Genomic DNA, 12,880 nt, shown 5'->3' with positions numbered 1-12,880 from the left:
CACGCCCCAGGCCATGCGTATGTGGTCATCGCCTCTTTTCTGGATTCTTGTCGCCATCATGCTGTTCTGGGCCCTGGGGGCCTACAACCGGCTGACGCGGTTGCGTTCCTCCGTGGTCCAGGCCTTTGGCGCCGTGGACGCCCACCTGGTGCGCCTGATTGCGCTGCTGGGCGAGTTCGACGCGGTCCAGGGCCACGGCGCGGGCCCCGGTACTTCGGGCGGGAGCACGGATATCGGGCCGCCGGCGCAGCGGCCGGTGTTCGACCCGGCCAAGATCGCGGCCCTGCGCGGCGCCACCACGCAAATGGGGGCGTCGCTGGCCGTGGCACGCTCGCAGCCCCTGCAGCGCGATGCGCTCGCCGCGCTCACCGCAGCGCGCAGCGTGCTGGATGCCACCTGGCGCACCGCGGTCACCGAGGCCGATGGCCCGGGAGCCAGGGAGATGCTGGCGCCCTGGTCCATCCGCTGGGAAGAGCACCACGCGCAGATCGATCTGGCTGTGCAGGTGATCAACCATGCCGCCGGGCAGCACGACGCCGCCATCCACCAGTTTCCCGCCCGGGTGCTCGCCTGGATTTTCGGCTTCAAGGCCACCAAGGGGCTGTGATGCGCGCGCCCTGGCCCCTTTTCTTTTGACCGCCAGCGCACCTGTGCGCCGGCACCACGAGGCACCCACCCTATGAACTCAGCCCCTTCCCACCCTGCCGCGCCCGAAGGGCGGCGCCCTGATCGCAGCCCCGTACAGGCCGGTGCCGGCCGCGGAGGCGATGCGCAGCAGGTGGCACTGTGGCAGCAGCTCATCGCCGTGGCCGGTGTGCTGCAGGCCATCCGCGAGGGTGTCTCGGGCACGGCCGCGCTGGACGCGGTCAGCACCACGCTGCGCCCCGGCGTGCAGGCCCTGCTGTTCCAGGTACTGCGCAACCTCGGGCGTGCCGAGGCGCTGCGGCGCCAACTGGCCAAGCGGCCGCCGCCGCCCGATGCGGACGCGTTGCTGTGCACCGCGCTGGCACTGTGCTGGCGCGCCGACGAGGCGCCGTATGAACCTTTCACCCTGGTCAACCAGGCGGTGGAAGCGGCCAAGCGGCACCCGGCCACGCATGCGCAGGCATCCTTCATCAACGCCTGCCTGCGGCGTTTTCTGCGCGAAAGTGATGCGCTGGTGGGGGCTACCGATGCCGATCCCGTGGCCCGCTGGAACCACCCGCTGTGGTGGATCAAGCGCCTGCAGAAGGACCATCCCCAGCAGTGGGAGCAGATCCTGCACGCCAACAACACCCACGCCCCGATGGCGCTGCGCGTGAACCGCCTGCAGGGCAGCCAGGCGCAGTACCAGCAGGAGCTGGCCGCCATGGGGGCCGATGCCGACCCGATTGGCACCGAGGGCCTGGTCCTGCACCGGCCGCTGCCGGTACAGGCGCTGCCCGGTTTTGCGGCAGGCCGGGTGTCGGTACAGGACACCGCCGCCCAGCAAGCCGCCCCGCTGCTGCTGCAGGGCATGGACCGCACGCGCAACCTGCGTGTGCTGGATGCCTGCGCCGCGCCCGGCGGCAAGACCGCCCACCTGCTGGAGATGGCCAGCGAGGGCGGGCCCCTGCAGGTGACTGCGCTGGAAATCGACGCCACGCGCGCTGAACGCATCCACCAGACCCTCGCGCGCCTGGGCCTGGCGGCACAGGTGCTGGTGGCCGACGCCGCCCAGCCCGAAGCCTGGTGGCCGGCGGCCAATGGCGGCGCGCTGTTCGACGCCATCCTGCTCGATGCGCCATGCACCGCCTCGGGCATCGTGCGCCGCCACCCAGACGTGCGCTGGCTGCGCCGCGAGACGGACATTGCCCAGCTCGCCGCCCTGCAAAAGCGCTTGCTGGCCACCCTGTGGCCCCTGGTCGCCCCCGGTGGGCGGCTGCTGTACTGCACCTGCTCCGTCTTTCGTGCCGAAGGTGATGCGCAGGTACAAACGTTTCTTGCACACAACACCGATGCACATTTGCTCCCCTCGCCCGGGCATTTAATCCCTCGCGCAGCGGACAAGCAGGGGGCTGTCCCGGACAATCGATTCGGTGATCACGACGGATTTTTTTACGCACTGTTGCAAAAATCGACCGACTGAGCGCTTTGCGGCTCGTTGGCTCTGGATTGGCGCGCTTTTGATGCTGATCACCCTGCTGGCCTGGGTGCCTACGGCCCGGGCAGAAGCCAACCGCGGCGAGGTGGCCGAGCTGCGCCTGCAGCGCCTGGACGATGGCGTCTACCTGAGCACCAGCCTGGAGTTCGACCTGCCGGAACTGGCCGAGGAGGCCCTGCGCAAGGGCATCCCGATGTTCTTCGTGATGGAGGCGCAGGTCATGCGCGACCGCTGGTACTGGTCCGACCGCCAGGTGGCCGAAGCCACGCGCTACCTGCGGCTGAGCTACCAGCCCCTGACCCGGCGCTGGCGCCTGAGCACCTCGACCGCCCCCTTCACCAACACCGGCCTGGGCGTGGCGCTGGGGCAGAATTTCGATGACCTGGACGATGCCCTGTCTGCCATGCAGCGGGTTTCGCGCTGGAAGATTGCAGAAAGCTCTGCAATCGATGCAGATACCGGCCATACGATACAGTTCAAGTTCAGGCTTGATATGTCACAGCTGCCCCGGCCGTTCCAGATCGGCGCCGTAGGCCGGACCGGCTGGAACCTGCTTGTCTCGCGCTCCGGCCGCCTCGCGCTGCAGGAGGCCGCCAAGTGACACCGGACCCCAGGCCGCCTGCGTCGGCCTCGGCGCATCTGGCGGCGCGCCAGTCGCGCGCCGTGCGCTGGGCCGTGGGGGTGGGGGCGGCCATCATGTCCGCCATCGGGCTGGTGCTGCTCTTTTTGCTGACGCTGGCCACCAACAACCGCGCCCTGTACGAGCGCAACTACGCCTGGCTCTTCGGCGTGAACGTGCTGGTGGCCTTGTTGCTGCTCGCGGTGCTGGGCTGGGTGGCCGTGCGCCTGTGGCTGCGGCTGCGCCGGGGCCGCTTCGGCAGCCGATTGCTGGTGAAGCTGGCGGCCATCTTTGCACTGGTCGGCCTGGTGCCTGGCCTCTTGATCTATGTGGTGTCCTACCAGTTCGTCACCCGCTCCATCGAAAGCTGGTTCGACGTGAAGGTGGAGGGGGCGCTGTCCGCCGGGGTGAACCTGGCGCGTGTCTCGCTCGATGCCCTGGCCACCGACATGGCCTCCAAGACGCGCACGGCCAGTGCCCAGGTGGCGCAGGTCCCCGATGCCTCGGCCGGCGTCGTGCTGGAGCGCATCCGCGACCAGTTGGGCGCCACCGACGTCATCCTCTGGAACAGCGCCGGCCAGGCCGTGGCCAGCGCCGGCCAGTCCCGCTTCAGCCTGAACCCCGAGCGTCCCGGTGTGCCGCTGCTGCGCACGGTGCGCCAGCAGCGTGCCCTCACGCAGATCGAGGGGCTGGATGACATCGCCGACCCGGCCGCCGTGCAGAACGCGCGCGTGAAGATCATCGCCCTGGTCAGCAGCCCCACGGTGGGCCTGCTGGCCGAGCCGCGCTACCTGCAGGCCACGCTGATGCTGCCGCCGGCCCTGGTGGAGAACGCCATCGCCGTGCAGGAAGCCAACCGCGAGTACCAGGAGCGGGCCCTGGCACGCGGCGGCCTGCGGCGCATGTACGTGGGCACCCTCACGCTGAGCCTGTTCCTGGCCGTCTTCGGCGCCGTGCTGCTGGCCGTGCTGCTCGGCAACCAACTGGTGCGGCCACTGCTGGTGCTGGCCGAAGGGGTGCGCGAGGTGGCCGCCGGCAACCTGAGCCCCAAGGCCGCCCTGCAAGGCAGGGACGAGCTGGGCGGGCTGACCCGCTCGTTCGCGCTCATGACCCAGCAGCTCGCCGACGCCCGGGGCGCGGTGGAGCAGAGCATGAGCGAGGTGGATGCTGCGCGCGCCAACCTGCAGACCATCCTGGACAACCTGACCGCCGGGGTGATGGTGCTCGATGGCGCGGGCGCCATCCGCTCGTCCAACCCCGGCGCCACACGCATCCTGCGCGCGCCCATGGCCGCCTTCGAAGGGCGGGCGCTGGCCGAGGTGCCTGGCCTGGCCGACTTTGCCGCCGCCGTGCAGAAGCAGTTCGCCGCCTTTCTGGGCGAGCGCGACCACCACGGCCTGGACCACTGGCAGCACCCGTTCGAGCTGCACGCCTCGCTCGCGGGGGTCGGCCAGCATGCGACGAGCATCATCGCGCGGGGGGCAGAACTGCCCGATTCGACCCGACTGTTGGTTTTTGACGACATTTCTGAAATCGTTTCTGCACAACGCGCGCAGGCCTGGGGAGAGGTCGCGCGGCGCCTTGCGCACGAGATCAAGAACCCCCTGACGCCCATCCAGCTGTCGGCCGAACGGCTGGAGATGAAGCTCACCGGCAAGGTGGCTGCGAGCGAGCAGGCCGTGCTCGCCAAGTCGGTCAAGACCATCGTCGAGCAGGTCGATGCGATGAAGCGCCTGGTCAACGAATTCCGCGACTACGCACGCCTGCCGGCGGCCGAACTGCATGCTCTGGACATCAACGCGCTGGTGACCGATGTGCTGCACCTCTATGGGGAGGAAAACGCCACCGTCCCTGTGAAAGCCGAGCTCGATCCGTCCTGTCCGAGCATCGCCGGAGACGCCCAGCAACTGCGCCAGGTGGTGCACAACCTGCTGCAGAACGCGCAGGATGCGACGGAGCAGGCACGTGCCGCCGGGGCCGAAAATCTGCCCGCCGTGCGCATCGCCACGCGCTGGAGCGAGTCCTCCCGGCGCGTGCGGCTGACGGTTTCGGACAGCGGCAGCGGCTTTCCCGCACACATCCTGCAGCGCGCTTTCGAGCCCTATGTCACCACCAAACCGCGGGGCACGGGGCTCGGTCTTGCCGTGGTCAAAAAGATCGCCGATGAGCACGGCGCACGCATCGACCTGTCCAACCGGATGGAAGATGGCGTGGTGCGGGGCGCCCAAGTGTCGTTATCATTCGCCACTGAACCAGCGGTGGCGGCATAACAACGCCCCCCGCAGTACCTCCCAAGGCGCTTCAACACACATGGCAAACATTCTGGTGGTCGACGATGAGCTCGGCATTCGCGACCTGCTGTCGGAAATCCTGAACGACGAAGGCCACAGCGTGGACCTCGCGGAAAACGCGACCCAGGCCCGTGCGGCCCGTGCCGGCAGCAACTACGACCTGGTGCTGCTCGACATCTGGATGCCCGATACCGACGGCGTATCGTTGCTCAAGGAATGGGCCACCGGCGGCGTGCTGACCATGCCCGTCATCATGATGAGCGGCCACGCCACCATCGACACGGCGGTCGAGGCCACCCGCATCGGCGCCTTCTCGTTCCTTGAAAAGCCCATCACCCTGCAAAAGCTGCTCAAGGCGGTGGAGCAGGGCCTGGCGCGCAACGCGGCCCACCATGCGGCCCCCGTGGCCGCCGTGCAGGCCCCGGCGGCAGCGCCGGCCGATGCGCCCTTCACCCAGGTGCCCGTGATCACGGCCTTGTCTGGCGTGGAGGCAGGCCCGCATTCGCACCAGGGCTTCGACCTGGACCGCCCCCTGCGCGAAGCGCGCGACGGCTTCGAAAAAGCCTACTTCGAGTTCCACCTCGCCCGCGAAGGCGGCTCGATGACGCGCGTGGCCGAAAAGACCGGCCTGGAGCGCACCCACCTGTACCGCAAGCTGCGCCAATTGGGCGTGGACCTGGGCCGCGGCAAGCGTGCTTAAAAAAAATTTGCCTCCAATTTTTTCAGGGCCAATTTTCTGGCTATAATTTGAGGCTCAGGCCCGGTAGCTCAGTCGGTAGAGCAGAGGATTGAAAATCCTTGTGTCGGTGGTTCGATTCCGCCCCAGGCCACCAAATCGCTAACGCCCCAGTATCTTCAACGGTGCTGGGGCGTTTTGCATTGACTCTTCCGGAGCGGTGGTGATGAATCTTCGCGTTAGGCTTCAGTTCAAGCGGCTTGCTGCGTTGTTGCAGGCTCAGGCAGCGGTTGCTGGTGGCTTGGGTCATGCGGCTACAGTTGGTGCACTCCGAGAAGTCGTCGTCAGAAACTTCCTCCGCCCGCATCTGCCAGAAACTATCGGGATTCACTCGGGCATCATCATTGACGCTCAAGGCCATGAAAGCCGGCAGCAGGACATCATCCTTGTAGATCGTTCTTTTCCAACGATCAGCGTAGGTGCTGATGACGGGGTAGCTCTCATCGTTGCCGAAAGCGTGCTCGCGACGATAGAGGTGAAGAGCAGGCTGGATAGCGCAGAACTGCGCACAAGCATGGAGTCCATTGCGCAAACACGGCGAATGAGCCGATCTGGCGAACTGTTCTACAGCAAACTTGGCGCAGAAGTTCGAGGCCCTATGCAGCCTATCTTGGCCTACATTTTTGCGTTTGACGGTATAGCACTCTCTACCCTGCAAGCACGTATGGTTGATTTTTGTACCGAACAATCGGATGGTGGGATCGGGCCTGAGGCCATCTGCGTGCTTCCGCATGGCGCAATACTTCGGGCAGCCTTGATGCCCACAGTGCGCATGGGGCAAGGCGAGCCTAAGAAGTCCATCCTCACATTGCCTCCAGGACCGGGTGGGATGGGGTGCACATCCTATGAACTCAAAGAGGATGCACTTTTGAAGTTCTACAGTCGGTTGAGGGACGATGTTGTTGGGCTGAAAGTCCTGAACTACGACCTTGATCCCTATTTCGGGGAGGCCCACTAGTGCTGAATAGCGGAACTCGTTTTCATCGCGTTCGGTGCCGAACTAGCGCGCCTTGAACTGGAATACGTTGTGAGACTTCTGTGAAAGCGAAGGTGACGATGCGCTATGCACACTTGTCCGCGAAGGCGTTGCAGGAGGCTGCAAACGCTGGCTCGATGATCGTGCCTAGGGCTGCGTAGGGCGGGAGTGCTGCAGATGGCGGGGAGGGCAGGGCGTACGGCTCAGCTCTCCCCATTTTTTGGAAATGATGATGCTGGTTTGGTACTCAGATCGAGAAGGCGCGCAAAAATCTTCTGCTCCACCTCCAAGGGCGCCGTCATACCCTGCCGTTCAAAGAACGCCGCAAGGTAGCCGCAACCGGCATGGAGAACGGCAATAAAAATCTCTTCGAGGTGTCGCACTGTTCCTGCTACGAACGCCTCTGTCGTTGGTTGGCCCTTTATGTGAGCGGAGTAAAAATAGCTGACCCCGAAAGGTGATCCGTGGATGATCTCTGAGGACAACGAATAGATGAGCCCGTAGGCAGCGATGAGGCGAGAGCCAGCCCTTCGACTCGCCAACTCCCCCACTCGCCGAATGCGGCTTGGAACGTCAAGAGCGGTCCACAATCCCTTGCCCTTCCCATTGAATTCGGGGTACTCCCGTGCAAGCGTTGCTGACGGGTCAGGATCCGTACGCACCTCGATAGAGAACTCACCGCTGCCAATGTTCCGATTGTGGTGACGCCATGATGCGAACTCCACGTATCGGATGGCGCGCGTCGCGACTTCATCGGACTCGGATAGAAGGAAGCTGGCATTGACGAATGACTCAACAGCAGAGCGCGCAATCGGATAGGTGTCGCGCACGGGAATGCCGCGAAGCTGAGACATGCGGAGTAACGTCTCAAGTGACTGGCCCGCTCCCATGGCTAATGGGGTGCTAACTCGTCTCTGAGCATCGCCAATGCTGCAGGTAAGAGTCTCTCCCTTGAAGGTGGCTGGACCTTCAGAGGCAACAAACAGCGCAAGGCGAAGCAGCTCTTGTTGAAGTAATGCCAACCCGCGTAACGCGTCTAGCAAGGGCAATTCTTCTGCGTCCATTTGTATGTCAAACAGGAGGTTGGAGCTTGAAAGTATCGCTTGCGAGTGTCCCAAGGTGTTGGACCGGCCTCGAATGCCAGAGGGGAACACCAGAGTGTGGCGCTGGAGTCGGAATCGGCATCGCTACTGCCTTGATTCACATAGGAAAAACGGTACCGGCCAGGTATGGGTTCAGAAAAGTTCGGACAACAGTTCGGAAACTCGGTGGGACGAACACGAGGGAAACCAAAAAAGCCTTAGAAATCTTGGGCTTACTGACAGCGCACCACGGACTGAGCGTTGTCTTGAAAATCCTTGTGTCGGTGGTTCGATTCCGCCCCAGGCCACCAAATATGCATGCGCCCCAGCGCCCTAACGGGTTCTGGGGCGTTTTGCTTTGACGCGCCTGTCATGGCCGCATGGGGTAAGCGGCCAGTCATGCCATCTTGACGACGATGCAGGCCCCCTTCAGTGGCCGTTGATCTCGTCAGCCGCGTCCCCGCCATCGTTGTCGACATTACCACCATTGCACAAGCCCTGAGCCACTTCTCTTATGCCTGGGCCGGCACCCTAAGGTTGCCATGGGCCGCCGTTGGGCCGGGCTGTGGAGCCGCATCGCGCAGGACACGAAAATTTTTCCCACGAAACCGTTGACTGCAAAGTAAAGACTCTTTACAGTCTCATTCATTGCGGTTTCGACCGCACCCGATTTCCACCGATTGACCTATTCACCAGGATTGAACGTGAACGCAGCAGCCATCCCCATCAGCAACCGACCCGCAGCGGGCCGGGCGCTCGTGCGCGTCGCCCTGTGTTCTGCCCTGCGCAAGCTGCCGTGCCTGGATGCGCATGGCCATCGGGATCCGTGGCTACCGGGTGGAGGGGGCGCATAGGCGCGCACCTCCCAAGCTCTCTTCGCAGAGGCCCGGACACCGCAAGGTTCCGGGCCTCTTTGTTTTTCAACCGGACGGCAAGCCGCCCCATCCACTCTGCAGTGATCGCGCTGCGGCGTACCGCTCATTAAAAATTTGCCGTGGGGCCCTGCTGAACACTTGAATCGGCACTGCGACCCCACTGTGTGGACCCCGGGATCTGGCCCGACGGTCCGCTCCATTTCGGGTGTGTCTTCACCACACCGCCAGCAAGCAGCCGCGTGGACGGCCTGGGGGGATGTGCAGGGGTCCCCCCTGTGCAGCGATGTCGACGGGGCGCGCGCCGGCCGTGCGTTGCCCATCGCGTGAGGGCACAACCGAAATGGAGGATTTCTCTGTTTATCAAGCCCTGGTGACGGAACCGGCATACGTGCTTGTCTTAGAAGCAAGATTTTGGGAGTTCGACTCTCCCCTGGGGCACCAATTTTTTCCCGCGTTAGCTCAATGGATCAGAGCACCTGCCTACGAAGTAGGGGGTTGCACGTTCGAGTCGTGCACGTGGGGCCATCTAGGCTGTTTACGATCTTTTCATGGCCCCGAAAGATCGTAAACAGGCTCTTGGGTGCGGTAGCAAAGCGACCATGCAGCGGATTGCAAATCCGCAGACACCGGTTTGAATCCGGTCCGCACCTCCATCATTTTTTTCCCTTTTCGTGGTGCGCGTAGCTCAATGGCAGAGCTGCGGGTTGTGATCCCGCCGACGACGGTTCGATTCCGTTCGTGCACCCCATTCATTCCCTTTGCCTCTCTCCATGGCGCAATCGGCAGACGCACCAGCTTCAAACCCTGGCGCCTTCGGGCATGTCCGTTCGAGTCGGACTGGGGAGACCAGCGCCTGCTTGGGCCGGTGAGACACCCTGCCGCAAGTCCGGTGAAAGCCGCGCGCCCGGGCTGTGTCTCCCGGCCCTGGGCTAACATTCTTCCCGTTCGCCAGCTCCCCGGTGAACGATGGCTTCCATGCCGCGCAATGGGGTGGTCTTTCCACCCCTGCGCCAGCCAGCCCCTGTGCACCGCCCGCGCACAACACCCGTTGCGCGCAAGGCCGTCGCCGCCAGGCCGCCCGCCACCATGTCCCCTTGCCATCGCTCGCGATGCCGAACGGCACCGGGGTGCTCTTTTCGCCAGATCGCAAAGGACACCATGTCTGTCTCTGACCCCTCCACCCTGGCCTTGTCCCACCCGCTGTTGTCGCCAGCGCAGCGCCATGCCATGGACCTGCTGCTGAGTCGGCATTCCCCCTGGCCGCTGGTGGAACCAGCACCCGATGCCGCTGCACTGGACCTGGTCTTCGCCGCCGCCATGCGCGCCCCCGACCATGGGCAGCTGCGGCCCTGGCGTTTCGTCGTTGTGCGCGGCGACGCGCGTGCTGCGCTGGGCCAGGTATTCGCGCGGGCGGCCCGGGCACGCGACCCCTATGACGATGGCGAGCGTTTTCGCGGCAAGGCCATGGCGGCGCCGATGCTCGTGGCCCTGGTCGCCCATGTGAAGGTGCCGCACAAGGTGCCCGAGGGCGAGCAGGTGCTGGCCACCGGTGCTGCGGTGATGAACATGCTCAACGCGCTGCACATCCTGGGTTTTGGGGGCTTCTGGGCCACGGGCGCGAACTCGCATGACGAGCGCGTGAAGGCCGCACTCGGCCTGGGCCCCAGCGACCGCCTGCTGGGTTTTCTGTACATGGGCACGCCCAAGGACCGGCTGCCACCGCCCGATCGCCTGGATGCGGGCGAGTTCGTGCGCGAATGGACACACCGGGCCTGGGATCAGTGGAATAAGCCGGAACCTGCGTGCCTCAGGCGGTCCTGCCCGCCCGTTGGGCCGACCCTCCCATGCGCACGGCCAGGGCCGCCAGGCTGGCCGACACGGCCAGCAGCGTCACGCCCATCCAGCCCCATTGCGCCAGCAGCAGGCTGCCCAGGGCGGCGCCGGCGGCCATGCCAATGAACATGCCGGTCATCAGCACGGCATTGAGCCGGCTGCGGGCACCTGGGTCGATGCTGTAGACCAGGGTCTGGTGCGCGATCAGCGCGGCCTGCACACCCAGGTCGAAACCGATGGCCGCGGCCACCAGCAGGCACAGCTGGGCGGTGGGGGACAGCCAAGGCGCCAGCGCCATCGCAGCAAAAGACAGGGCTGCCAGGCCCGCCCCCAGGCGGGTGACGAGCCCCGGCCCCCGGCGGTCGGCCAGACGGCCCGCCAGCGGCGCCGCCAGCGCGCCGGCTGCCCCGGCCAGGCCGAAGGCGCCAGCCGCAGTGCTGCCCAGGTGGAAGGGGGCGCCATGCAGCATCACCGCCAGCGTGGACCAGAACGCGCTGAAGCCCACCGAGAGCAGGCCTTGCGCCAGTGCCGCGCGCCGCAGGCCGCCATGGCGCTGCCACAGCGTGGCCAGCGATGCCAGCAGTTGGCCGTAGGGCAACTGGGTGGTCGGGCTGAAGCGCGGCAGGCCGCGCCAGGCGGCGATGCCGATGGCGGCCATGCTGGCGGCCGCTGCCACGAACATGCTGCGCCAGCTGAAATGCTCGGCCACGAAGCCGCTGACCACGCGGGACAGCAAAATGCCCAGCAGCAGCCCGGTCATCACCGTGCCCACCACCTTGCCCCGGTGCGCGGCAGGCGCCAGCGCAGCGGCCGCGGGCACGATGTCCTGTGCCAGGGTGGCGGTGATGCCGATCGCCAGGCTGGCGGCCAGCAGCACGCCGATGGTCGGCGCCAGGGCGGCCAGCAGCAAGGCCGCCACCAGCGCGGCGGCCTTGGCCAGGATGATGCTGCGCCGGTCGAACCGGTCCCCGAGCGGCGCCAGCAGCAGGATGCCCAGCGCGTAGCCGAGCTGCGTGAGCGTAGGCACCCAGCCCACGGCCTGGTCGGATGCCCCGATATCTGCCCCCAGCACACCCAGCATGGGCTGGCTGTAGTAGAGCGAGGCCACGCCCAGGCCGGCGCCGGCCGCGAGCAGCAGCACCAGGGGGGCGGCAATTGCGGGCGTGTCGGCCATCGGGCTGTGGCTGCCGGGGGAGATGCCGCTAATGGCATCCGTTTTTTGCATAAAAGACATAGTGCTAACCCTTGGTGAGGACCTTGGACCCGAGTGTGATCGCTTGGCGGTGCTCTTGGTAGTAGGATGCCTTGCACATTGGATATACGCTGACTGCATGACCAAAGACGCTGAGTTCACACCCCCGGGCCCACGGTCCGCAGCACCGCTGCCCCAGGCGGGCAGCGCCGGTGCGCTGGGCAACCGCCTGCAGCTGATGGAGACCTTCGTGCGCATCGTCGAGGCCGGCAGCCTCTCGGCTGCGGCAGCGCAGATGCACGCCACCCAACCCACGGTAAGCCGGCGCCTGCAGGCGCTGGAGCAGTCGCTGGGCGTGCGCCTGCTGCAGCGCTCCACGCACACCATGCGCCTCACGGTGGACGGGGAGCGCTGTTACCAACGGGCCAAGGAGTTGCTGGCGAGCTGGGCTTCCTTCGAGGCCGACCTGCGCGGCGCGCAGGAGGAGCCTGAGGGAACGCTGCGCGTGGCCATGCCGCATGCCTTCGGGCAGGAGATGTTCGTAGGGCCACTGGCGCAGTTTCTGCGCGCGCATCCGCGCGTGTCGGTGGAATGGCTGCTGCAGGACGATGTGCGCGATTTCATCGGTGCAGGCATCGACTGCGCCATCCAGGTTGGCGAGCCGGCCGACCCGGCGGTGGTGGCCATCCGCCTGGCCGAGGTGCCGCGCATCGTGGTCGGCACCCCGGCGCTGCTGGGCGCGGGCGTGCCTACGGATCCCGAAGGCCTGGCGGCATTGCCCTGGCTGGCGCTGCACACCTACTACCGCAATGAGCTGGCGCTGACCCACGCCGCCACCGGGGAAACGCGCCGCATCGCCCTGCGCCCGCGCATGAGCACCGACAGCCTGTATGCCCTGCGCAGCGCGGCCAGGCAGGGACTTGGCGCCTGCGCGGGGTCGGCATGGCTGATGGCGCAGGACGTGGCCGAGGGGCGGCTGGTTCACCTGGCGCCCCCGTGGCAACCGGCACCGCTACCGGTGTACCTGACCTATCCGTACGCGAGCTTCTACCCATCGCGGCTGCTGCGTTTCGTTTCGACCATGCGGGAGGCTGTGCCGGCCATGATCACCTCGCCGCCTCAGGCGTGATCATCGGATCTGGCAGGGACGAATG

Annotated in this window: 9 protein-coding genes, 6 tRNA genes and 1 pseudogene; 14 read left to right on the top strand and 2 right to left on the bottom strand. The window is 65.8% G+C overall.

The window, feature by feature from the left end; all coding sequences use genetic code 11:
* Positions 1–19: 19 nt before the first annotated feature.
* From ACSQ9E_RS26915 to ACSQ9E_RS26885, 7 genes are all read left to right on the top strand, one after another.
* Positions 20–607, top strand: a complete 588-nt coding sequence (locus tag ACSQ9E_RS26915) for a LemA family protein (RefSeq protein WP_436219650.1) — start codon at positions 20–22, stop codon at positions 605–607.
* Positions 608–679: 72 nt separating this feature from the next.
* Positions 680–2,107 (top strand): 16S rRNA (cytosine(967)-C(5))-methyltransferase RsmB, encoded by a 1,428-nt coding sequence (gene rsmB / locus ACSQ9E_RS26910; RefSeq protein ID WP_436219649.1) that lies wholly within the window; start codon positions 680–682, stop codon positions 2,105–2,107.
* 40 nt (positions 2,108–2,147) lie between these two features.
* Positions 2,148–2,723, top strand: coding sequence for a DUF4390 domain-containing protein (locus ACSQ9E_RS26905; protein WP_436219648.1), 576 nt, complete (start codon positions 2,148–2,150; stop codon positions 2,721–2,723).
* Positions 2,720–5,011 carry a sensor histidine kinase gene (locus tag ACSQ9E_RS26900; RefSeq protein WP_057199799.1) on the top strand — a complete coding sequence of 764 codons (2,292 nt, stop codon included), beginning with the start codon at positions 2,720–2,722 and terminating at the stop codon, positions 5,009–5,011. The genes ACSQ9E_RS26905 and ACSQ9E_RS26900 overlap by 4 nt, the downstream gene beginning before the upstream one ends.
* 40 nt (positions 5,012–5,051) lie before the next feature.
* The gene (locus ACSQ9E_RS26895) at positions 5,052–5,732 is read left to right on the top strand and encodes a response regulator (protein ID WP_428002735.1); all 681 of its coding nucleotides are present in this window, start codon (positions 5,052–5,054) and stop codon (positions 5,730–5,732) included.
* Positions 5,733–5,789: 57 nt separating this feature from the next.
* Positions 5,790–5,865, top strand: a tRNA-Phe gene (locus tag ACSQ9E_RS26890).
* 69 nt (positions 5,866–5,934) lie between these two features.
* Positions 5,935–6,726, top strand: a complete 792-nt coding sequence (locus tag ACSQ9E_RS26885) for a DUF6602 domain-containing protein (RefSeq protein ID WP_436219647.1) — start codon at positions 5,935–5,937, stop codon at positions 6,724–6,726.
* 221 nt (positions 6,727–6,947) lie between these two features.
* Here the strand turns inward: ACSQ9E_RS26885 and ACSQ9E_RS26880 are convergent, their stop codons facing one another.
* Complete coding sequence (locus ACSQ9E_RS26880; RefSeq protein WP_436219646.1) at positions 6,948–7,808, bottom strand: DUF5677 domain-containing protein; 861 nt, start codon at positions 7,806–7,808, stop codon at positions 6,948–6,950.
* Positions 7,809–9,065: 1,257 nt separating this feature from the next.
* Between ACSQ9E_RS26880 and ACSQ9E_RS26875 the strand changes: the two genes are divergently transcribed.
* From ACSQ9E_RS26875 to ACSQ9E_RS26850, 6 genes and pseudogenes are all read left to right on the top strand, one after another.
* A tRNA-Leu gene (locus ACSQ9E_RS26875) sits at positions 9,066–9,142 on the top strand.
* 7 nt (positions 9,143–9,149) lie between these two features.
* A tRNA-Arg gene (locus tag ACSQ9E_RS26870) sits at positions 9,150–9,226 on the top strand.
* A gap of 54 nt (positions 9,227–9,280) precedes the next feature.
* Positions 9,281–9,354: transfer RNA gene (locus ACSQ9E_RS26865), tRNA-Cys, on the top strand.
* A gap of 21 nt (positions 9,355–9,375) precedes the next feature.
* Positions 9,376–9,449, top strand: a tRNA-His gene (locus ACSQ9E_RS26860).
* Positions 9,450–9,465: 16 nt separating this feature from the next.
* Positions 9,466–9,550, top strand: a tRNA-Leu gene (locus ACSQ9E_RS26855).
* 309 nt (positions 9,551–9,859) lie between these two features.
* Positions 9,860–10,462: pseudogene (locus tag ACSQ9E_RS26850) on the top strand (nitroreductase family protein); the annotation flags it as partial.
* 46 nt (positions 10,463–10,508) lie between these two features.
* Here the strand turns inward: ACSQ9E_RS26850 and ACSQ9E_RS26845 are convergent.
* Positions 10,509–11,768 (bottom strand): MFS transporter, encoded by a 1,260-nt coding sequence (locus ACSQ9E_RS26845; RefSeq protein ID WP_436219645.1) that lies wholly within the window; start codon positions 11,766–11,768, stop codon positions 10,509–10,511.
* A 196-nt stretch (positions 11,769–11,964) separates the two neighbouring features.
* Here ACSQ9E_RS26845 and ACSQ9E_RS26840 point away from each other — a divergent pair, with 196 nt between their 5' ends.
* Positions 11,965–12,855 (top strand): LysR family transcriptional regulator, encoded by an 891-nt coding sequence (locus ACSQ9E_RS26840; RefSeq protein ID WP_436220271.1) that lies wholly within the window; start codon positions 11,965–11,967, stop codon positions 12,853–12,855.
* Positions 12,856–12,880: the final 25 nt, after the last annotated feature.

Source organism: Acidovorax sp. LjRoot118 (assembly GCF_964253575.1).
GTDB lineage: Bacteria > Pseudomonadota > Gammaproteobacteria > Burkholderiales > Burkholderiaceae_C > Acidovorax.
Note: the sequence above shows the minus strand (reverse complement) of the source record. Positions and strands in the feature narration are given on the sequence as shown.

What these genes read in the sequence shown, in the direction of transcription:
- ACSQ9E_RS26840 (WP_436220271.1), top strand. Translation starts at nt 11,965, where the DNA reads ATGGAGACCTTCGTGCGCATCGTCGAGGCCGGCAGCCTCTCGGCTGCG.
- ACSQ9E_RS26845 (WP_436219645.1), bottom strand. Translation starts at nt 11,768, where the DNA reads ATGTCTTTTATGCAAAAAACGGATGCCATTAGCGGCATCTCCCCCGGC.
- ACSQ9E_RS26895 (WP_428002735.1), top strand. Translation starts at nt 5,052, where the DNA reads ATGGCAAACATTCTGGTGGTCGACGATGAGCTCGGCATTCGCGACCTG.
- rsmB (WP_436219649.1), top strand. Translation starts at nt 680, where the DNA reads ATGAACTCAGCCCCTTCCCACCCTGCCGCGCCCGAAGGGCGGCGCCCT.
- ACSQ9E_RS26915 (WP_436219650.1), top strand. Translation starts at nt 20, where the DNA reads ATGTGGTCATCGCCTCTTTTCTGGATTCTTGTCGCCATCATGCTGTTC.
- ACSQ9E_RS26880 (WP_436219646.1), bottom strand. Translation starts at nt 7,808, where the DNA reads ATGGACGCAGAAGAATTGCCCTTGCTAGACGCGTTACGCGGGTTGGCA.
- ACSQ9E_RS26905 (WP_436219648.1), top strand. Translation starts at nt 2,148, where the DNA reads ATGCTGATCACCCTGCTGGCCTGGGTGCCTACGGCCCGGGCAGAAGCC.
- ACSQ9E_RS26885 (WP_436219647.1), top strand. Translation starts at nt 5,935, where the DNA reads ATGAATCTTCGCGTTAGGCTTCAGTTCAAGCGGCTTGCTGCGTTGTTG.